Raw genomic sequence first — 21,112 nt, 5'->3', positions numbered from 1 at the left:
TCAGGCAACACCAACAGCCTGCCTAGAACTTCAGATAATCACACCAACCTCACCGCGCACGCCCTCCCGCGAAGCGGGTTCGTGCATGAGGGCGCGAAGCGGAAATAATCTCCGCTCTCGGCTGCTGGCAGGTGCGGGGCCGACTGCCGACCGTCCGCTGCTAGGAGGTGCAACACGAAAACCAGACACATGGCCGCCCGATGCCAAGGTCTGAAACGACGTGATCGCGGCAAGGAGCGGACGTGGCCCCGCTTATCCGCTGAGGTTTGCTCACTCCAGCGCCAGGTCACTCCGCGGGGCCGTTGTATGGAAATCGCTACGAAGCTTACGGGCAGACCTTAGCCGCCGCGCTTGACTACCTTGATGATGGCTCAAACCCACGGAATTGCCACAGGACGGTGTCGTCGAGCGAGTTTTCAGCAGCCTATTGATGTGCGACTTCGGAAGCCGCCGACATCAGTTCCTCGGGATTCGGCGCCCTGAACGTATAGCCAACCTCCAAAACTTCAGTGAAGCTCCAGCGTACGATCCCCGCCCGGTCCAGTAGGAACTGACCGACAAGCTGCGCCTGGCCGGAAGCCATCATCTGCTGATCGGCTTCCGTAATCTCATATCCTTCCTTCTTGTTGAGAAACTCGTTCATTGCCATTACGTCCATAGGCTCGGGCAACTCGCCCGGGAGATGGACCCGTATCGCCATGACCGTGTCCATCCCGACCTCACGCAAGCCGAAAGCACGGTGCGAGGCTCGCTCCGGGTCGGACGCCGCGAGAAGATTTGGTGTCGGGTGGTACCGGAAATAGAGCCGCGCGCGTTCGATGGGCGTGTTGACCACCGCCAGGCATTCGACGCCTTTCTCATGTAGGGCCGGTTTTAGTTGCGCCATCGCCGCGACATGGCGCCGGCAGAACGGACAGTGTAGGCCTCGAAGCAAACCGATCAGTAACGGGCTACGGTCTCGAAAATCATTGAGCGCGACCTTGCCTTCGCGCGAGATGGCATCGAGTACAACATCTGGTGCCCGGTCGCCCGGCTGCAGCGGGCCGTTGACACTACTCATGGACATGGACAACCTCCTCGCAAGAAAAGGCAACACGACAAGCGCTTCGGGTTTGAGCCCGTGCTGGGCGCAAACTCCCGCGCCAGAGTAAGTTAGCGTTTGGCTTCCGCCACATTGCCGAGGTCGAGATTAAGCGCTGCAAGCCCATCTTAACACGGAAAAAGCATCTGCGGTTCGCCCGCTCCCGAGCCGTCATGAGCGCTCGCTATAATAACGGACAGCGAGTTCCGGCTTCCGTGGCATTGGTGGATTTGCGCCAGCGCCAGGACGATTAACGGCACCGCCAGATGCTCACGTTGGTCGAGCGCACAGTGGATCTCGATTGCCTTCTCGGCGGCCGGTACACCTCCCAGTGTTCAACGTCTGGAAACTCGGGCGGCCTCGATGTGACCGGATGCCAAATGTGGCGAATGACCTCACACGAGAGCACTCCCGAATGCTATTGCGTTGAAGGTCCGGTTCCCGACCTCGTTTTGGACGCTCAAGTCTGCGACGACCAAGGTCATCAACGGGTTGATTCTTCCGGTTCCTATCCGTCGCGGTTGGTGAGCAGTAGCCCGTTGCGAGCAGCGCCAATGACGGCCACTGCGCCGATACTGTTGAAAAAGTCCGTTTTCTACAACGTCTGATTTTTTGGAGGGCCGCAGAGGCCGACACAGAAAATTGACGTGGGGCCTGCCTTTTCTGCCATCAAGCAGCGTATGAGCCGTGTAGCGGTACTAAGGCGGCATCGAGATCTTCGCCGGATCGAGCTGGTTTATCACGGTCTGGACGGTATGGATGGAACTCATCTCGTCACCATGCACGCCGCTTGTCAGAACGACACGCTTGCCCGCTTTCGCGCCTCTGGCGACCGTTACGGAGACGTACCAGTGTTGGCCGGTGGGCGTCTCCACCCCCTGAAAATACAGATGATGCTTCTGCCCGGCCTCAAGGTCGTTCACGTCGAGCGAGCTTATGACCTTTTTCCCGCCGATGACATCACCTGTATAGACGGTTACGATCTTCGAACTGGTCTCTGTGCTTGCGGGTGCGTTGGCCGTGTGGGCCTGCGCCGGTCCCGCTATCAGCGCAGCTGCAGCGCCGAACGCGCCAGCCGATGCAAGCATGAAGTCTCGGCGATCCACACCCTCACCATTTTCATTCGCGATCATTGTCGTTCCTCGCTGATTTGAATCGCACCGAGGGTTTTCGCCCCCTAAAAACAGGCGATTGGACCAAATTCGTAGATTTGGGCGGGATGCAAAAGCGCCCACCCTATAATTCATCGAATGCTTCAATGAGTACAGTCCAGGCCAAGGAAATGGAAACTGCGTCTATACTTAGGACGTGATGCATAGTCGCGGAGCGCCGATGCCTGATTGCGGCAGAAGCGAAGAGAAGGGGTCAAGTGAGACGGTCTCCAGGGCCCTTTCCACGGCATGTTGCGAGGAGGCTCACGTTTTGCGCTAAAAAGATGGTATAGCGGGGAGAAACCGGCCCGCTAGGTTTAAAGGGCCGGTGGTCGTCTCTCAAAATGATGGTATCGCGGAGTCAGGAGTGGCCTGCTCCATAGCAACACGGAGAAACGACCAAGACGCAATATGCGGGCATCGACGTATCATTGGAATACTTGAGTGTGGGCGTGGTGAATGCGGATGGCCGGACCATCCGGGAAACAAAGATCCTCAGCGACCCAATTCGCTGATCGTCTGGTTCGTCGTGCATGGCGATGGAGCAAATTGGTCTGGAGGCCGTCCCGTTGTTCCAGTGGCTCCAAGCCGGGATCGTAAAATCAGGGCGTTCCGTCGAGTTAATCGAGACGTGCATAGTACCGCATTCGTATTGTGGCAAAAAGCGGCAGATCGGGATACTCCTCCGCCGATCTTCGCGAGGCTATTTGACCACTGAAAACCATCCTACGCGGGTGGGCGGTCCGTACCGTTTCCACCTCTTTCCGGCTGAGGGGAAAATGCAAATCTAAGCCACGCTAGGCCCTGCGTCAGGAAATCGATGCCGAGCAAGAGCGCAAGCATCCACAGACTTAACCTTGGAAACTCGGACAAGATGGCGAATCCTGCCGCGGCGCCAAAGGCTCCCGACAGCATCATCGTCCATCCTGCCTCACGCCAGTGGCTGATGCTGAGCAAGATCCTGACGATGCCCGACAGGGTGAACAGCAGGCCGATCGTATAGGTTTGCAACAGCTCTTGTGTACGCCCGGACCGGGCCACAATGTTTGTCAGCATCTCCATCACGCCCGATCCGGCGGCATCAGTAAGGATCAAGCCCAGGGCGATGCAAAGAAATCCCAGCAGCGTTTGCCACGACACGGCAGCCCAGCTTCTCGCCCACATGGCGTGAACGATTTCGAATGTGCCGACCAGGATGGCAGCGGTTCCGATGAAGCCTGGAGTAATGATTGACGCAAACGCTACATCCGTCAGGACGACTAATCCCGCTAAAAGCATAACTCCGCTCAGCACTAAGCGAACTGACGCCGGCGGGCCAGTCGGATCGCCACCTGCATTGCGCGGCATGGTGTCGTGAGAAGCCATGGTTTCGTTGTCTCTCCCCTGTTCGTTTGCCACTCCTCCGACCAGCGGAGTGTGCCGGGAAAGAAGGTCCGAATAAGCTCAGAGGGCTGTGCAATCAGTCGATTGCGCAGCCGGCATCGATCTGCCGGACGCACAGATTGCGTTAGTGGGCTTTGCCCCTATAAACCGCGTGACGCCAATGGCGCTACAGCCGTTCATTTCGGCGCAGGACGTGGCCTATGACGAAAGCTATTCCGATAAGCAGAAGGACCGCTCCTGCCAACCCGAACCCAAACGAGCCATAGCGGTAGCCGGATGCTACGACTAGGAACCCGATAATGATACTAGCCAAGCCAATCAGCTTCATTTTCATCAGGTTGAGGTTACGATATTCAGCCATGTAGTGTCCCCACTTTGAGTAGTATACGTGAGTGGAATGAAAGAAATCTATCTGAAGCTACGAAGCAAGCTCGGTGCGGCTTCGAAAAAGTTCTCGATCTGATCGAAGAACTTCGCGTAGCCGATCTTGATGCTCTTTGGCAGGCTCAAGATGTGAATTGGCCTCGGACCGCCAAGCACCTGCTTCGGTCTCCCAACCGATACGCAATTACCATCGCCTGGCTCTAGCAGTACGAACCGGGGGTTAGCGGCACCGGGCGATGATAAATGTGCCATCCGGTTGTCTGTATCGGCAGTTTCCACGGTTTTCGGGCGAGGTTGTCGCGGTTCCGACCGCCCCACCGACCAGCGCGCCACCGGCTGCACCGACAAGTGTGCTCGTTGTGTTCCCGCCAATTACTTGGCCGGCGACGGCACCTGTTCCGGCGCCGATGAGAGCTCCGCTGAGCCCGCGCTGGTTCTGTTGCTGGCTAGCACAGCCGACAGCTATCGCGGCTACAGTCGCAAATGTGAGAGGGAATACCATGCTTCGAATCATCGCATTTCTCCTTGGCGAGAGTGGCCAATGTTTGCAATATCGAGCTTAGAGCCGGGGCGGGGCGACAGTCACCGCCGCCTCCGTTTCAATCCAGGCACAGCGCCACCCGCCATGCCCGCACGAGCGAGAGTATAGCTTCTGCTATGCCTTCTCGTGATCGCGCTTCACGCGAACACGCAAGACTAGGATGTCTGCGCAGAGGCGCATGCGGATCAATTCTGTGTATCTCTCGTTTTCGATATGCGCGCTAGTTGAAAGCGTACGCCAGAATCGCCGTTATAGACGTCAGCCAGTAGAGAGCAGATAGTAATCGAAAAATAGCGCGTAATACTCCGAATTTCCAGAGGCAATCGATGCTCCGGTCTCGCACCGGTTCTTTTACAAACGGGAGAACGACAGAAATAGCTTAGGAATCTTGTACTTAATTCTGCCCTGTCGCAGCGAAACCACGTGCGCAACACACTGACGCCCCCGTGTCAGTTTCCGAGTCTGTTCTGATATTTGCCAAACTCTTGTAAGGGTCTTCACGATAAAACTGGCAGCTAATCCATTGAGGCTGCTTTCGTTAATTCAGAAAGCCGCAGGATCATTGCGCCCGCCGCCGTCCTCGTAATCTTCCATCTAGTTGCCTTGTCCCAGGAATGGGCATGGCGTCCATTTCTTGCGTCTCTCGGAGACTTCGCACCTGCAATCAGTCGACTTGTTGTCGGACGTGGTCCATGAAAATCGCAAGGGAGGCGGTATGGCACGCCACACCTTCTTCTTCGTCAAACAGATTGCTCGATCCGGCTGTTGCCGAACACGCTCCAACTTAACGGAGCAGGATGAGAGGCGGGCATGGGGCTATTGGGAATTCTTCTAGGGCTCGGCCTGCTGATGTGGTTCGCATATCGCGGCTGGAGCGTCCTGCTGCTCGCGCCAGCGGCCGCCCTCATCGTAGCCACTATCTCGGGCGAGCCGCTTCTGCCGCATTGGACGTCAACCTTCATGAACGGTACCGCGCGTTTCGTCGCGCAATGGTTCCCGATGTTCCTGCTAGGCGGCATCTTCGGGAAGATGATGGATGACAGCGGTTCCATTACCTCGATCGCGCATTACCTCACAAAGCAGCTTGGCGTGGAACGAACCATGCTGTCGGTGGTTCTTGCCTCTGCTGTCGTCACATATGGGGGGGTCAGCGTTTTTGTCGCATTCTTCGTGCTGGTGCCCATGGCACGTGAGATGTTCCGCGCGGCGAACATTCCGGCACGCCTGATGCCGGCGGCAATCGGTCTCGGTGCTTTCACCTTCACTATGTCAGCTATGCCGGGTACGCCGTCGACCAATAATGCCATTCCGATGCCGTATTTCGGCACGACGACCTTTGCCGCTCCCGGCCTCGGGATCATCGCTTCGATCATTACGTTCATTTTCGGGATGTGGTGGCTGGCACGTATCGAGGCAAAGGCCCGCGCTCAGGGGGAGGGGTATGCGAACGATGGCGCGGCCGTGGTCATCACCGAGAAGCTCCGCGAGCAGGCTACAACCTCGGGTGACTTCGACCCCAACGAATTGACGCATGGCGAACGCGCAGGCAGCGGTCCTTCGTTCCTATTTGCGGTCCTACCGCTGGTCGTGGTCATTGCGGTCAACTTCCTCATGGCTCTGGTGGTCCTGCCCCGGATCGATTTTTCCGCTGCCGAAGCCAGTCTGGGCATCAACATAACCTCGACAATCGGCGTGTGGGCGGTCCTGATTGCTCTTGCTGCAGCGATCGTCACCGTCATCACCATAAACTTTGGCCGGCTCAGGAAGCTGCGCGAAAGTCTCGATGCCGGGGCCAATTCGGCGGTGCTGCCGATCCTGACAGTTGCAAGCCTTGTGGGCTTTGGCGCGGTCGTGGCGGCCATGCCGGCGTTCAATGTCGTGCGGGATGCGGTCCTTCAGATACCAGGCGGCCCACTCGTTTCGCTGGTCGTTGCGATGAACGCGCTGGCAGGGCTCACGGGCACGGCGTCGGGGGGCATGGCGATCGCTCTTAATGCGCTCGGCGGTGAATATATGCGCCTTGCCGCCGAATACGGCATCGACCCCGCGCTAATGCACCGCTTGACGACCATTAGCGCCGGCACGCTGGATGCATTGCCACACAATGGCACGGTGCTTCTGCTGCTGCAGATTAGCAAGCAAACGCATGCTGGAAGCTATTTCGACATGGTGATGACCGTCATCGTCGGCGTCATCATCTCGCTCGCCGCCGTCTTCGTCCTGGGATCGATGTTCGGTTCGTTCTGAACGCGGCGCATGACGGGCCGATTGGTAAGCATGTTTCCGGCGGGCCGCCGGAAACGAGAGTATCTGCCGGTTTTCGAACGCTCGTATTCGATCAACTAGACGGAGATGGTACGATGAGAAAGTTGTCCGTTCTGACCCTTGCATCCTTACTGACGGTGAGCACGCCAGCCCTCGCTCATGTCGGTCATGCTGAACACGGTTCCTTCATAGCCGGGGCATTGCACCCTCTATCGGGTATGGATCACATCTTGGCGATGGTCGGTGTCGGCCTTTGGGCGGCCGCCCTCGGCGGACGCGCGCTCTTGGCCGTTCCTGCGGCCTTTGTCGGCGTTATGCTGCTCGGCTTTGTCATGGCACTCTTCGGATTGCCCGTGCCTTTCGTCGAGCCTGTGATCCTGGCCTCGATCGTGGTCGTCGGGCTGCTGGTCGCCATCGCCCAGCCTGTCCCGACTGCAGCCGCCGCCGCGATCGTGGGCTTGTTTGCGTTTTTCCACGGCCATGCGCACGGCGCTGAGTTGGCTGGCAATAGCGCCTTTTGGTTCGGTGCCGGTTTCGCGCTTGCGACAGCCTTTCTTCACGCCGCAGGCGTCGGTCTCGGCATTGCCATGGGCCGCTTCATGCACGGTTCGGCGGGTGTGCGGATCGCCGGTGGTGTGGCCGCTCTCGGGGGTGTCCTTTTGCTTGCCAATTAGCAGGCGAAGGCTTCCGGTCAACTCTTCGGAGAAACTAACGTGCCGCGCGACCAAGTACCCAGCAGCTTGCCCATCCAGCTTCTCAGGCTCGTAAGCCCGAGTCAGCCAGTGGGTGCATTCGCCTACTCCCGGGGCCTCGAATGGGCAGTCCACGATGGGATTGTTTGTGACGAAGCCACCGCATCCGACTGGATACTCGGCCTGATAGAGCACAGCTACGCTGTCTGCGACGCAGCCCTATTCTGGCGCATGATGCAGGCGCTTGCAGCGGGAGACCGCGTTGCATTCCTGAACGCCAACGCGTGGCTGTCGGCGGCGCGTGAGAGCCGGGAAATCGAACTCGAGGACAAGCAGATGGGAGAGGCGTTGCTGCGGGTTCTGAACGACCTCGACGTGTCCTTAGCTCGATCGTTCGTCGACAGGCGACTGAGCTACCCGGCAGCATTCGCTATCGCCGCAACACATTGGAACATCACGGCGTCCCATGCGCTCCAAGGGCTGCTGTGGAGCGCCATCGAGAGCCAGGTGTCTGCGGCGATCCGGCTCGTGCCATTGGGGCATACCGCCGGTCAGCGTCTTCTCATGGACGCGGCCGGCGTCATCGAGCGCGCCGCCCTAAGGGCTGAAACCATTGAGGACGACAACATCGGCAATGCCGCACCGGCCATGGCAATGGCCAGCGCTTGGCACGAGACGCAGTACAGCCGGCTGTTCCGCTCATAGGATCTCTTTCGTAGCTATGGGCGAACCAGGACCAGTTATTTAGAGTAGCAACGAGGGCAGTGATTTGGTTTCTCTGTTTGGCGGCCTCCGGTCCATTCTCATCCTTGCCGCGGCCTGCGTGCTGTTTGGCGCTTTCCTAATGTTCTGGGAGGCGGTCCTGATGCTGTGGCAGAGTTTCCGGATGGCGCGGCTCGACCCCGATGTTTCGGTAATCGTCGCGGTCTTGCGCGCGACGGACAAGATTCTGCTGGGCATCGTACTGATGGTTGTCGGTTGCGGCATCGCGCTCGGCTTTGCACTCGACGTTCCCGAGGCGCAACGCTCGAGGCTGCCGCAGTGGATGATCATCGATACGGTTGCCGAGCTGAAGAACCTCTTCTTCCAGATGATCATCCTCTACCTCGTCGTGCATTTCGCAGCACAGGTGGGTGAAATGCAGACGGCCCTGGAATGGGAGGCTCTCGTTTTGCCGATATCCGCACTTCTGCTGGCAGGTGCGATGAAACTAACCGCGAGTTCGCATCATCTGTCGGAGGAGGTGCGTCGTAACCGCAGCGACGACGATCGGAGCCAGTCTGATCAATTGGCCCGAGTGCAGCCGTCAATCTCGAGAACGAAAGGCGCTTTTGAAAAGTAAGACCGCCGGGAAAGACAGATCGAAGAGAGGATTTTCGCCAATGGCAGATGGCTGGCACGCCGAGCTTGAACTGTGGTTTGCCAATTCCCACGGGAAGACGCGACTGATGCGCCGGCGGCATTGTGGGCCGCTTGCTGTCCAGCGTGCTTTTCATCCAGAAGACGACGGCTCCGCCCATGTTTATATCCTCCACCCCCCAGGGGGGGTGGCCGGCGGCGACGTACTCGACATTGCTTCCCATCTCGCGCCATCGTCGCGCGTGGTTCTCACCACGCCCGGTGCCACGAAATTTTATCGCAGCGAACGCGGCATGAGCGTGCAGCGAACCCTGATCGATGTCGGGGCTGGCGGCACTTGCGAAAATCTGCCTCAGGAAACGATCCTTTTCGAGGGAGCCGATGCCTCGATCAGCACGCGCATCATGCTCGGCGATGACGCTGTGTATGCCGGCTGGGATCTCATCAGCCTCGGTCGCCCGGCCGCGGGCGAGCGCTTCGCGCGCGGGCGCTTTCGCCAGCGCATCGAAATCGCGCGCTGTGGCGAAATTATCTGGTTCGAGCAGATGGCGTTCTCCGACGCCCCTGAGGTTTTGACCGCACCGTTCATCTTTGCCGGCCACCCGATCATGGGGACGATGGTCTACGCGGGCCCGGCGCTCGAAAATACGGTTGAGCACATCCGTGATCATTTGGGTGAAGCGGCGCGCGGGGTGTTCTCGGTAAGCCAGCTCGAACGCGTGATCGTTTGCCGCTACCTCGGCCAGCGCATGTCGGAAGCCAAGAGACTTTTTCTCCAGGCGTGGAGCGTTCTTCGCGAACGAGGCCTGATGAAGAAGGCCGTCGCACCACGCATCTGGGCAACGTGAACCCAAACAATGAGGAAAATGCCATGGAACTGTTAGGGCGAGAAAAAGACAAGCTCTTGATTTTTACCGCGGGCCTGGTCGCCGAACGCCGCAAGGCAAAGGGCCTGAAGCTGAACTATCCCGAAGTCGTGGCATACATTTCGGCAGCACTGCTGGAAGGCGCCCGCGAAGGCCGAACGGTCGCCGACCTCATGACCTGGGGAGCGACGCTGCTGGCCCGCGAGGATGTGATGGAGGGTGTGCCAGAGATGCTCCACGACATCCAGGTCGAAGCCACTTTTCCGGACGGCACCAAACTAATCACTGTCCACAACCCCGTTCCATGAGGAGGCCATCATGATTCCCGGCGAATACTTTATCGAGGATGGCTCCATAGACCTCAATGCTGGGCGGCAGACGCGCAAAGTCGACGTCGCCAATTCCGGCGACAGGCCCATCCAGGTTGGCTCGCACTATCACTTCTATGAAACGAATGAAGCCCTCCTGTTCGACCGCGAAGCCACGCGTGGCTTCCGCCTTAATATTCCGGCAGGAACGGCCGTCCGCTTCGAGCCGGGCCAGGAACGCACTGTGGAGCTCGTGGCGCTCGATGGAAAGCGCGAGGTTTACGGGTTCAACGCCAAGGTCATGGGCAAGCTATAGGAGGCTCGGATGGGAACGATCACACGACAGGCCTATGCCGATCTCTACGGGCCTACGAAGGGCGACAGAATACGGTTGGCCGATACGGAACTCGTCATCGAGATCGAGGACGATCGCACCGTCTATGGCGAGGAGGTGACCTTCGGTGGCGGTAAGGTCATTCGCGATGGCATGGGGCAGGGCCAGCGCCCGGCGGCCGAGGTCGCCGATGTGGTCATCACGAATGTCATCATCGTTGACCACTGGGGCATCATCAAAGCCGATGTCGGCATCAAGAACGGCCGTATCTCCGCCATCGGCAAGGCGGGCAATCCGGATATCCAGCCGGAAGTGACGATCATTATCGGCGGAGGTACGGACGTCATTGCCGGAGAGGGCCGGATCCTCACGGCGGGCGGCATAGACACGCATATCCATTTCATCGCGCCTCAACAGGCCGAAGAGGCTCTCGCAAGCGGAACGACTACCCTTGTTGGCGGCGGCATGGGCCCCACCGTCGGCACACTCGCGACGACCGTGACGGCAGGTCCCTGGGCGATCCACCGGATGCTCGAAGCCGCGGAAGCATTGCCGATCAATGTCGGCCTTCTCGGCAAAGGCAATGTCAGTCTTCCCGATCCATTGCGCGAACAGATCCGCGCGGGCGTCGTTGGACTGAAGCTTCACGAGGATTGGGGCACGACGCCGGCGGCGATCGACAACTGCCTCACCGTCGCTGACGAGATGGACATCCAGGTGGCGATCCACACGGACACCCTGAATGAGAGCGGTTTCGTTCGGGACACGTTCGCGGCCATGAAGGGGCGCACGATCCACAGTTTCCACACGGAAGGCGCCGGCGGCGGCCATGCGCCCGATATCATCACGGCGGCCGGGGAGGAGAACGTGCTGCCTTCCTCCACGAACCCGACGCGCCCCTATACGATCAATACCGTCGACGAGCACCTCGACATGCTGATGGTTTGCCACCATCTCAGCCCGCAGATTCCAGAAGACGTCGCCTTCGCCGAGTCGCGCATCCGGCGGGAGACGATTGCCGCGGAGGACATCCTTCACGATCTTGGCGTCTTCTCGATGATGTCGTCGGATTCCCAGGCGATGGGCCGCATCGGCGAAACGACGCTTCGTTGCTGGCAGACAGCGCACAAGATGAAAGTGCAGCGCGGCCCCCTTCCGGAAGACAGCGAGCGAAACGACAACTTCCGCGTCAAGCGTTATGTCGCCAAATACACCATCAATCCGGCCCTGACCCACGGCTTCGCCCATGAAATAGGCTCCGTTCAGGTGGGCAAGCGCGCGGACCTTGTCCTGTGGAAACCTGCTTTCTTCGGGGTCAAGCCGCAGATGGTTATGATCGGCGGCATGATCGCGATGGCGCCGATGGGCGACCCGAACGCCTCGATCTCGACACCACAGCCGGTGCATTATCGCCCGATGTACGGCGTGCTGGGACGGGCGCTCAGTTCGACGGGCGTCACCTTCGTGTCGCAGGCCGCGTTCGACGACGGGATCGGCGACAGGCTGAAGCTGGCCAAGCAGCTTGTCGCCATCAAGGGCACCCGCACGGTACGCAAGAAGGACATGGTGCATAACAGCCGCACGCCGAAACTGGAAGTCGATCCCCAGAACTACAATGTGCGCGTCGACGGAGACACAATCACCTGCGAACCGGCGGACGTTCTGCCGATGTCGCAGCGCTACTTCCTTTTCTAGGAGCAACAAAGAACGAGCACAGTAACGCATCCGGCAATCATCGATCGTCGCTGGGCATACGTGTTCGTTCTGAAACGTGCGTGAGGAGCGGAGATCAAATGCACCTGGATCGTTTTCGGGATCATCCATCCTTGGCGTTCGCAGATTGGTCCCTGCGCGGCGTCGGGCAGGTCGTCTTTCAGAACAATTCCCTTTCGGGTCTGGTGATCCTAGCCGCGCTCGCCTGGAACTCCTGGATCTACGCCGCGATCTGTATCCTCGGCGTGATCTCGAGCACGGCGACGGCCCTCTTTCTCAGGGCCGACAGGGGCATGATACGGGACGGATTGTATGGCTTTAACGGAGCGCTGGTCGGACTGGCGCTCATTGCCTTCACTAGCGAAGATTTCCGCACTGGCGCCGTGCCGTCGCTTGCGATGGCCGTCTATCTCATCTGCGCCGCCGCGTTCACCACAATGGCATTTGCCAGCATGGGCGCCGTTCTGGCCCCGCATAGGGTCGCGCCCCTGACAATGCCTTTTGTGTTGGTCGGTTGGTTGTTTCTTTTCGCCGTCCTGAAGTTCGATGCTATCGATGCGGGGCCAATGGCCAAGCCGATCTCACCGGAACAGTTCTCCGAGACGGTGCCCTTTGTTCTTTCGACTTGGTATGAAGGAATAGGTACGTCAATCGGCCAGATATTCTTTCAGGACAACTGGATCTCTGGCTACATCATTCTCCTGGCGATTGCCCTGAATTCCCGCATCTGCGCGGCGATGGGGCTCATGGGCGCGATCGTGGGCACCGTGGTGGCGGCCGTTTATGGCGGGCCCGAAGGGGCAGTTAGGGACGGCCTCTTCGGCTACAATTCCGCCCTGACCGCGATGGCGCTTGGCGGCGTCTTTCTGGTTCTGACATGGAGGAGCGTGCTCTATGCCGTTTTCGGGGCCGCCGTGGCCAGCTGGCTCTGGGCCTCGGTCGCCATCTTCCTGAAGCCGATCGGAATGCCTGTCCTGACATCCACCTTCGTTCTCGTTACCTGGCTCATGCTGTTGGGGCAGGGGGCATTCAAGGCGCTGGTGCCGGTGTCGCCGCCCGAACCCGAAGCGCCCGAGGAAAACCGCACGGGCAAACTTGGGGGGGAGAAGCTCCAGTAGGTGCGCAAGATGCTTCTGGGAGATCGAAGGGCTGCTATTCGGCGACTACTTTGTGTTCGGCGCCGGGTTTCACACCGAAAAGCCGTTGCTTGAGCACCTCTCTTACCGTCTGGACCACCACGTAGAGAACTGGGATCACGACAAGTCCAAGCACAGTGCCGCTCAGCAAACCGCCAAAAACTGTGGAACCGATGGCCTGGCGGCTACCTGCTCCAGCGCCGGAAGCGATCACCAGAGGCACGACGCCCAATATCGATGCAAGGGCCGTCATCAGAACCGGCCGGAAGCGCTGGGACGTACCTTCGGTCGCAGCCTCGATGATGCTCATGCCTTCCTCGCGGCGTTCCTTTGCGAACTCCACGATCAGGATGGCATTCTTGGCCGCCAGCCCGATCAGCAACAACAGGCCGATCTGGGCATAGATGTTGAGATCGATCCCGCCGACAACGAGAGCGCCAAGAGCGCCTACGACCGCGACGGCGACCGACAACATGACGGCTATCGGCACGCTCCAGCTTTCATATTGCGCGACGAGGAAAAGGTATGTGAAAATGATCCCCATCATGAGGATGAGTATCGTCTCATTGCCTGCCTGCTTTTCCTGGAGTGCGAGCCCGGTCCATTCGAAACCGAACCCGGATGGCATTGTCTCTGCCGCTAGTTCTCCCATGATGTCGAGCGCCTGACCCGAACTGGTGGCTGCCGCTGCCTGTCCGTTGATCGATGCCGCCGAAAATAGATTGTACCGGCTGACTGAGCTTGGTCCGTAGTTCGTCGAGATCGAAATCATGCTCTGAAGCGGAACGAGGTCGCCGGTCTGGCTTTGCACCCTCAGGCGCTGAATGTCCTCGGCTCGCTGGCGAAAGACCGGCTCGTCCTGCAGACGGACCTGGTACACCCGCGAGAAGATGTTGAAGTCATCGACATAGGCCGAGCCCAAATGAGCCTGTAGCGTGCTGAAAATCGCTGCAGGCGAAACGCCGTAGAGTTCGGCCCGCTTTCGGTCGATGTCCAGGTAGAGTTGGGGGACGTCGGCCGAAAACGTGCTGAACACGCCGGCAAGGCCGGGCGTGTGGTTTGCTCGGATGACAAGATCACGCATTACCTCGGCGAGCTCCTGCTGGCTTTGTCCTGCCCGAGCCTGAAGGCGGAGGTCGAACCCACCGGTCGTGCCGAGCCCCGGTATTGCAGGCGGGTTGAAGGGCACGATCGATGCGGTCGAGATCGCTGCAAATCTGGGACGTAGGTGGTCTATCAGGGCGAAAACGCTTTGGTTCGCCCCGCGCTCGCTCCACGGTTCCAGGGCAGAAATGATCATGCCGCTGTTCGAGCCGCCGCCGCCAACGACGCTGGCGCCGGCAATACCGATCGTATTGGCGATCCCCGGGGTTCCCTGAAGCAGAGAACTGACTTGCGCTATCGTCTGCTGCGTCCGTTCCTGGGATGCAGCGTTCGGGAGCTGTACGTTTATGAACATGTATCCCTGATCCTCGGCCGGGACGAAGCCCGTCGGCAAGACACGAAAGAAACCGTAGATACCGAACACGACGGCGATGAGGAGAATGCCGGAAAGCGGGAGACGCCGCGCGAGGATCGTAAACAGTCGCAGATAAAAGCGGCGAGACCCATCTAGACTGCTGTTCAGCTTGGCGAAGACTCCCGTGTTGCGGGTTCGTTGAGGCCTCAGGATGAGTATGCAAAGTGCCGGGCTCAAAGTCAGGGCATTGATTGTCGACAGGATGATCGTCACGAGGATCGTGACCGCGAACTGGCGATAGAGTTCGCCGGTGATGCCGGCCAAAAATGCGACAGGAAGGAAGAGGGCAGCGAGAACCATCGTCGTCGCTACGATCGGTCCTGTCACCTGCTGCATTGTGGTGAGGGTCGCATCACGGATGTCCATGCCCTGTTCGCTCATTAGCCGCTGAACATTTTCCACGACGATGATGGCGTCATCAACCACGAGACTGATCGCCAAAATAACGGCGAAGAGCGTAATCGTATTCGCCGAATAGCCGAGCACATAGAGAACGGCAAAACCACCGATCAGCGACACGGGAATCGTCAGGGTCGGGATAATGGTCGCACGCCAGTCCTGCAGGAAGGCGAAGACCACCGCCACGACGAGCGCGAAGGTAATCGCAAGTGTCACGAATATCTCACGAATGGTTTCGCGCACGAAGGACGTCGTGTCAAAGACGAGCGTATAGGCGACATCCTCAGGGAACTGCGCCGAAAGCCTCCGCAGTTCAGCGAGCACGGCGGTCGATACCGCCAGTGCATTGGCGTCGGATGATTGATAGACAACGATGGTCGCACTCGGACGGCCGTTGAGGGTGGACGCCGTGTCATAGGATTGCGCGCCAAGTTCAACGCGCGCGATATCGCGAAGCCTCACGATACCGCCATCACGGTTGCTCCGCACGATGATATCGCCGAATTCAGCCTCGCTTGCGATCCGCCCACGCGCGGTTACGGTGAGCTGGAGCTGCTGTCCGGTCGTAGCGGGTGGCGACCCGATTTGGCCGGCCGAGGCCTGGGCATTCTGTGCCCGGATCGCGGCGCTGATGTCTGCTGCAGTGATATTCAGCGCCTCCATCCGCTCCGGGTTCATCCAAATGCGCATGCTGTAAGTCGGCCCGAACACGCTGGCTTCGCCAACACCGGGAAGGCGTGCAATAGCGTCACGGATGTTCACGGACGCATAGTTGCTGATGAAAACCTCGTCCCTGGTGCCCTTGGGCGAATAGATCGCCAGGCCGAGCAGCATGCTGGACGACCGGCTGCGAACCGACACTCCGTCCTGGGTCACCGTAGCTGGGAGGCGAGGCGTCGCAAGCGCCACGCGGTTTTGGACATTGACTTGGGCGATCGCGGGATCGGTTCCCGCTTCGAAGGTCACGGTCAGGCTGTATGTGCCGTTGTCGGAGCTGGATGACGACATGTACATCATGCCTTCCACGCCGTTCACTTGTTCTTCTATCGGCGCACCGACGCTATCAATTATCACGGAAGCGTTGGCGCCCGGATAGCTGGCGGAGACCTGGACTTCCGGCGGCGTGATCTGGGGAAACTGGGCCACTGGAATTTGCAGGAGTGCGATCGCGCCGGCGATGAGAGTGACGACCGCAATTACCATTGCGAAGCGAGGGCGATCGATGAACGGTGCGGAGATATTCATTTGGACACCGCAGTCTGAGATGTGTCCGCGACGGCGTCGACGACGGACCCCTCCGTGATGTTCTGTAAACCTTCGACAATCAGGCTTTCGCCACCCACCAGCCCGCTATCGACGACCCAGCTTCCATTTCTCTGCCCGGATACGGTGATGCGTTGCTGGACGGCTTTCTTGGCCTTATCGACCAGCATGACATATTTGCCTTCCCGGTCCTGCTGCACGGCCCCGAGCGGGATCGTGGGGCGGTCGATCCGAACGTTTTCGGCGACGACAACCGTAACGAATTGGCCAGGGATCAGCAGGAAATCGGGGTTGGGAAAGAGCGATCGAACAGGAAGGGTGCCGGTTCGCTCATCGACTTCGCTTCCCAAGAACGAGATGGGCGCCTTGTGCTCGTAGGCCTGGCCTGTCGACAGCATTAGCGTGGTCGAATACCGTCTGATAAGATCATCCTTGCTCACTCCTCCTGCGGCATTCCTGAGGTCAAGCAGGGTGCGATCGCTCACGGAGAAGACAACACGAATAGGATCTAGCTGCACAACGCGCGCCAGTGCCAAGGAGGCGGAGTTGACGACACTTCCGTCCGCAAGCGCAGCAGTTCCGATGCGCCCCTTCAGCGGAGAGAGGATGTGGCTGTAGCTGAGATTGAGTTCGGCCTGCCGCACTCCAGCCTCCGCGGAGACAACGTTCGCTGCCGCCGTATCGCGCGCGGTCTCACTCTGTTCGAGCGTTGCGCGGGCGACCGTTTGGTTGAGGGACCGGTTTCGCGCAAGCTGGCGATCAGCATCGAGCAGGGTCGTCTCCGCCCGGGCAAGGGAGGCCTTTGCATCTGCAAGTGCGATATCCAGAGCCCGGCTATCCATCCGGAACAACTCCTGGCCTTTTTCTACGAAGGAGCCTTCCTCGAACAGCCGTTGATCGAGGAAGCCGTCGATGCGGGAACGGATATCGACGGCGTTGAGTGCTTCCACCCGTCCCACGAATTCATGCTTCGGTGAAACGTCTTCGAGGGCGACGGTTATCGTCGCAACTTTCGGCGTGTCGTCGGCACGTGCCGCGACCGGTAGAAGCTGCCATCCCGTTGCCAAAGAGGCGACCAGGAGGCGCGAAATTCTGGCGCCAATTCCCATTCGTTCCACTCCAGAAAGTCAACGATGCGACGGGTTGATCAGCGTATGCGCCGCCGCCGCGGGAAGCTTATTTCTGCCTCGCGCTAGCATGAAAGCAAAAATTACCTTTAAAACCCGTGATTTGCCGCCGTTTGCAGAAAAATGGACGCGGTGCATGGAGGAGGGATAAAATGCATAGGGACGTCGATTGCGCGGGCAACCCTCAGGTGAAACACCGGCTGGTGCGAAAGACACGAGTGTTCATCTGAGAAATTGCTCTAAAACGTGCTGTTAAAATGCCCTGCGAGATAGTTCTTCATCAGAAGAGCGTTCAAGGGCAGGCTCCCCACGTTGACCGGTGCCTGCTCAGGGGCGGTGCGCAAGTGCTTGAGCCTGCGCCAGCCCATCTCTCGGGCCACCTTCGGAGTCATGCCGAATTCTCGTCTGAACGTTCGACTGAATGCGGATGCATCCATAAACCCCCATTCCTCCGCAATCGCCGATATCGACCGCTTGTCGATGTCGTCGGAAAGGATATCTCGGGTACGCAGCAGGCGCTGGCGTCGGATATAGCTGGAGATCCCTCCGGCCGGTTCGAAAATCCGGTACAGCCGCGATCGGGATACATTCAGGGCACGGCATAGTTTATCCGGCGAAAGATCGGGGTCGGAGAGCTGTTCGGCAATGATCTTGTTCGCACGCGCCATGATTACCGCGTCGATCGGCCCTTCCGCTTCGAAAATCTGATTGCGGGACGGGGTGATGCATGCAGCCAGCAGGCTTGTTGTTGCAGTGGTGATATATTCGACGTCGCGTTCTGTCCGGTCCGGGAGGGAGCGGTGGAGGAGCAGGATGTAATCGGCGATGAAGGCGGCCATTTCCGGGCGTATGGCAAGATCAAAGGGCTGCGAGAACGCAAAATCGCGTGGCAGCAAAAGCGAAAGGAAACCGTCGTCTTCACTCTCATCTTCATGGGGAACCGCCAGGCACCGCCACCGCAGTCTCCCAACGACCTCGGTTCCAACGACGAGCCGGCGCGGGACGGTAAGACACCAGTGGTCGAAGACCGGATTCTTTTTGTTGCTCCAGCGCCGTCGATAGCCGGTGCCGGGGTAGCTCACCGACAGCAGGACGAGATTGCCCAACTGCCAAACCCGCTCGCGCGCCGCGAATGCTTTAAACTTCTCGCGTAGAAGCGTGATGTCGACCAAGTTGGCGTGCCAGCTTCTGTAAAGATCGAACTGCTCAGCCGCTGGTGCCGTCGATGTGTCGATGTCAATGACGCACTTCAGAGCGGTATGTTCGTTGCTTTCCACGGAGGTTTCATCTTTGCTCTGCATGGGACCATCCTACCGTTTGGACGCCGGGGCAGCCGCCCCGCTCAGGTGCTGGCTTGGACGAACCGCTGAACTTCGAGCGGTTTGAATGCATTCGCCTGTCCAAATTGTCGGGCAGGACATTACTGGGGCTCAATGTTGCAGGACGCAGAAATTCTGGATCAATGAGGTATCGAATGCACGCGTTGCGTTCGGAATTGTTAGCTTGATGAGACCTACTGTGGAATCACGGACACAATTCAACAAACGCCGAAACGTGAAAGGTTTTCGATCGTCACGATACAGCGGTTTGGTCGAATTAGACTGTTAACTTCAACCTGCCAAAGAATCGAATTCTGCATGAGGGCGCCTGATAGTCTGTAGTAGAACAAAAACATTCGGAACTTGCTCGCCGAGCGCGGCAACATACTCCCCTAGGTGGTATTCATGGACAATCCCAGCGAATTGTTGATCAGGAGGGTGTTGAATGTGCTGGCGACGTCAGCGGGCTGGTCGATACTGAGCCAGTGCGGTTGCTGCACTCCTTGCCATCCAAGAGCTCGTGCCTCTTTTGGGGACAAGCCAAACTCGCGTTTGAACATGCGGCTGTAGGTCGATGGATCCATAAACCCCATGCTCTCGGCAATGGTGGAGACCGAGCGTCCATCGGTGCTGTTCGCAAGCGCGCGGCGCGTCTCCAGCAGGCGTCGTCGGCGGATGTAATTGGAGATCCCGCCAGCTGGCTCAAAGATCCGATAGAGGCGGGATCGGGAAACTCCGACACTTCGACAGAGGTGATCCGGGGTCAAGTACGGGTCGGCAAGCCTGGCTTCGATGGCGCGAACGGTGCGTGTCGTGATCACGGCGTCGATAGGGGCCTGGGCCTCCGCCAGTTTTTCTCGGCAAGGGACAAGGGTCGCAGCGACCATGTATGTGATTGCTGCAACGACGCCGGAAACATTGCCTTGCTGGAGATGGGGGAGATTGCTGTGAAGCAGGGCCAGATAGTCCGCGAGAAAGTCGGCCGCACCGTCTGCTATCTCAGGATAAAGAGGAGCTGTAACAGCACTATGAGGGAGGAAAAGTGCGATGATGGCCCCTTCGGTTTCGCACATATCTCGCACTAACAGATTCTTTATACGGAGCTTTCGCCGACGTGTGCCGTCGGCCGCTACGGGAGCGGACTTCACGGTCACGAGCCAGTGGTCGACGACCGGTTTTTTCTTATGCTCCCAATGCAGAAGATGGTCGGGGGACGACTCGATAACCGCAAGCGCACAGTCGCCAAGTTGCCAGATCTTCTCCCGCGCCTTGAAGGTGCGGGTCTCGCCGCACCGAAGGCCCACATCGACGATATCGGAATGCCAGCTGCGAAAAAATTCGAAGCGCTTATCTGCGGATGCGTAAGCCGTATCACATTCGACCACGCACTTTAGCGGCTCGTTCAGGAAAGGATCGCCGGGCTTCGGGCCCCGTTCTACCGTTGCATCCATGATGGCTCCTTCAAATCAAAGTAAGCAAGCATGAAGTCGCGCGAATATCCGTCTGAGCGGTGAAACTGATATAAAATCCCAGGCGCATCGAGAATGCAATACTACTTTTATACTGGAATTGACCGCGGACGTTCATCATTAGCAGTGTCCGAGTCCATGAACGGATGATGTGGAACGTAAAGTCCTTTAAGTATAGCTTTCTCAACATGGGGACGGTAGCTCCACTGTCCCTCTCAGCCGTTCGTTCGCGTTGTATCTGGACCAGAAGGTTGATGTCGTCGATTGGGACCGTGCTACTGCAGTCCTGCAGAGCATGGGTCTAACGGTTTCGGATGCCGTGCGAATCCTCTTAACTCGGACGGCGAAGGAAGGCTCGCTTCCACTGGAATTGGTCGGTAGCACTGAGGCTCACGACGCCTGGTTTCGGGCCAAGGTGTTGCAGGCTCTTGAGAACACGCGACCCGACTCCGAGGATGCCGACGCTGAAGCTCGCTTCCGCGAGCGCCGGATGGCGGCTGCGCGTAAAGCAGGAGCGGGCGACCGATGAGGCTTGTCTGGGCGCAGTATGCGCTTGACGATCGCGATGCCATCTTCAGCGACATCGAAAGTGAGAACCCGAATGCGGCGGTTCACGTCGACGAGGAAATCGCGCGCCGTTCGGCGCCTCCTAGATTTCCCCGAAAGCGGCAGGCCTGGGCGCGTTGAGGGAACGCGCGTTCGCGGCGTACATACTGATGGCGGATCGCATCCGCATTCTTCGTATCTTGCATGGAGCTCAGATTTGGCCCTTCGCGTTTGGGGACGAGTAATAGCACCACCGG

19 protein-coding genes and 1 pseudogene are annotated in these 21,112 nt (G+C 58.8%); 11 read left to right on the top strand and 9 right to left on the bottom strand.

The annotated features are described in order from the left end of the window. Positions 1-424: 424 nt before the first annotated feature. From ABIE33_RS28475 to ABIE33_RS28455, 5 genes are all read right to left on the bottom strand, one after another. The gene (locus ABIE33_RS28475; protein WP_429131294.1) at positions 425-1,066 is read right to left on the bottom strand and encodes a peroxiredoxin-like family protein; all 642 of its coding nucleotides are present in this window, start codon (positions 1,064-1,066) and stop codon (positions 425-427) included. 713 nt (positions 1,067-1,779) lie between these two features. After that, a complete protein-coding gene (locus ABIE33_RS28470; protein WP_429131293.1) occupies positions 1,780-2,214 on the bottom strand; it encodes a hypothetical protein in 435 nt (144 codons plus the stop codon). Positions 2,215-2,958: 744 nt separating this feature from the next. Next, positions 2,959-3,597 (bottom strand): HdeD family acid-resistance protein, encoded by a 639-nt coding sequence (locus tag ABIE33_RS28465; protein WP_429131291.1) that lies wholly within the window; start codon positions 3,595-3,597, stop codon positions 2,959-2,961. 184 nt (positions 3,598-3,781) lie between these two features. Next, positions 3,782-3,976: a hypothetical protein gene (locus tag ABIE33_RS28460; protein ID WP_429131289.1), complete on the bottom strand. Its 195-nt coding sequence runs from the start codon at positions 3,974-3,976 to the stop codon at positions 3,782-3,784. A gap of 243 nt (positions 3,977-4,219) precedes the next feature. Then, complete coding sequence (locus ABIE33_RS28455; protein ID WP_429131301.1) at positions 4,220-4,501, bottom strand: YMGG-like glycine zipper-containing protein; 282 nt, start codon at positions 4,499-4,501, stop codon at positions 4,220-4,222. 849 nt (positions 4,502-5,350) lie between these two features. Between ABIE33_RS28455 and ABIE33_RS28450 the strand changes: the two genes are divergently transcribed. The 9 genes from ABIE33_RS28450 (at position 5,351) to ABIE33_RS28410 (ending at position 13,195) form a co-directional block, all read left to right on the top strand. Continuing rightward, positions 5,351-6,787, top strand: coding sequence for a GntP family permease (locus ABIE33_RS28450; protein ID WP_429131286.1), 1,437 nt, complete (start codon positions 5,351-5,353; stop codon positions 6,785-6,787). A 113-nt stretch (positions 6,788-6,900) separates the two neighbouring features. Continuing rightward, on the top strand, positions 6,901-7,479 hold the full coding sequence (locus tag ABIE33_RS28445) for a HupE/UreJ family protein (RefSeq protein ID WP_429131283.1): 579 nt from the start codon (positions 6,901-6,903) through the stop codon (positions 7,477-7,479). 108 nt (positions 7,480-7,587) lie between these two features. Beyond that, entirely contained in the window at positions 7,588-8,202 is a 615-nt protein-coding gene (locus ABIE33_RS28440) for an urease accessory protein UreF (RefSeq protein WP_429131281.1), read from the top strand. Between the two features lie 64 nt (positions 8,203-8,266). Then, a complete protein-coding gene (locus ABIE33_RS28435) occupies positions 8,267-8,839 on the top strand; it encodes a YqhA family protein (RefSeq protein ID WP_429131279.1) in 573 nt (190 codons plus the stop codon). A 40-nt stretch (positions 8,840-8,879) separates the two neighbouring features. Beyond that, on the top strand, positions 8,880-9,704 hold the full coding sequence (locus tag ABIE33_RS28430) for an urease accessory protein UreD (protein WP_429131277.1): 825 nt from the start codon (positions 8,880-8,882) through the stop codon (positions 9,702-9,704). A gap of 23 nt (positions 9,705-9,727) precedes the next feature. Next, positions 9,728-10,030: an urease subunit gamma gene (gene ureA / locus ABIE33_RS28425; RefSeq protein WP_429131275.1), complete on the top strand. Its 303-nt coding sequence runs from the start codon at positions 9,728-9,730 to the stop codon at positions 10,028-10,030. A 10-nt stretch (positions 10,031-10,040) separates the two neighbouring features. Beyond that, on the top strand, positions 10,041-10,346 hold the full coding sequence (locus ABIE33_RS28420; RefSeq protein WP_429131273.1) for an urease subunit beta: 306 nt from the start codon (positions 10,041-10,043) through the stop codon (positions 10,344-10,346). Between the two features lie 9 nt (positions 10,347-10,355). Then, positions 10,356-12,059, top strand: coding sequence for an urease subunit alpha (gene ureC, locus ABIE33_RS28415; protein WP_429131271.1), 1,704 nt, complete (start codon positions 10,356-10,358; stop codon positions 12,057-12,059). Between the two features lie 98 nt (positions 12,060-12,157). After that, a complete protein-coding gene (locus ABIE33_RS28410) occupies positions 12,158-13,195 on the top strand; it encodes an urea transporter (RefSeq protein WP_429131270.1) in 1,038 nt (345 codons plus the stop codon). Positions 13,196-13,229: 34 nt separating this feature from the next. Here the strand turns inward: ABIE33_RS28410 and ABIE33_RS28405 are convergent, their stop codons facing one another. The 4 genes from ABIE33_RS28405 to ABIE33_RS28390 form a co-directional block, all read right to left on the bottom strand. Further along, entirely contained in the window at positions 13,230-16,376 is a 3,147-nt protein-coding gene (locus ABIE33_RS28405; RefSeq protein WP_429131268.1) for an efflux RND transporter permease subunit, read from the bottom strand. Continuing rightward, a complete protein-coding gene (locus ABIE33_RS28400; RefSeq protein ID WP_429131266.1) occupies positions 16,373-17,503 on the bottom strand; it encodes an efflux RND transporter periplasmic adaptor subunit in 1,131 nt (376 codons plus the stop codon). Before ABIE33_RS28400 ends, ABIE33_RS28405 begins: the two co-directional genes overlap by 4 nt. 257 nt (positions 17,504-17,760) lie before the next feature. Then, positions 17,761-18,822: a helix-turn-helix domain-containing protein gene (locus ABIE33_RS28395; RefSeq protein ID WP_429131264.1), complete on the bottom strand. Its 1,062-nt coding sequence runs from the start codon at positions 18,820-18,822 to the stop codon at positions 17,761-17,763. A gap of 410 nt (positions 18,823-19,232) precedes the next feature. Further along, a complete protein-coding gene (locus tag ABIE33_RS28390) occupies positions 19,233-20,291 on the bottom strand; it encodes a helix-turn-helix domain-containing protein (protein WP_429131263.1) in 1,059 nt (352 codons plus the stop codon). A 250-nt stretch (positions 20,292-20,541) separates the two neighbouring features. Between ABIE33_RS28390 and ABIE33_RS28385 the strand changes: the two genes are divergently transcribed. Both ABIE33_RS28385 and ABIE33_RS28380 read left to right on the top strand, forming a co-directional pair. Next, positions 20,542-20,838, top strand: coding sequence for a type II toxin-antitoxin system RelB/DinJ family antitoxin (locus ABIE33_RS28385; protein ID WP_429131261.1), 297 nt, complete (start codon positions 20,542-20,544; stop codon positions 20,836-20,838). Next, positions 20,835-21,100, top strand: a pseudogene (locus ABIE33_RS28380) (type II toxin-antitoxin system RelE/ParE family toxin). The gene ABIE33_RS28385 and the pseudogene ABIE33_RS28380 overlap by 4 nt, the downstream one beginning before the upstream one ends. Positions 21,101-21,112 lie beyond the last annotated feature (12 nt).

This window comes from Ensifer sp. 4252 (genome assembly GCF_050434565.1).
In the GTDB taxonomy this organism is placed as follows: domain Bacteria; phylum Pseudomonadota; class Alphaproteobacteria; order Rhizobiales; family Rhizobiaceae; genus Ensifer.
This window is presented reverse-complemented; position numbering and strand designations above follow the sequence as displayed.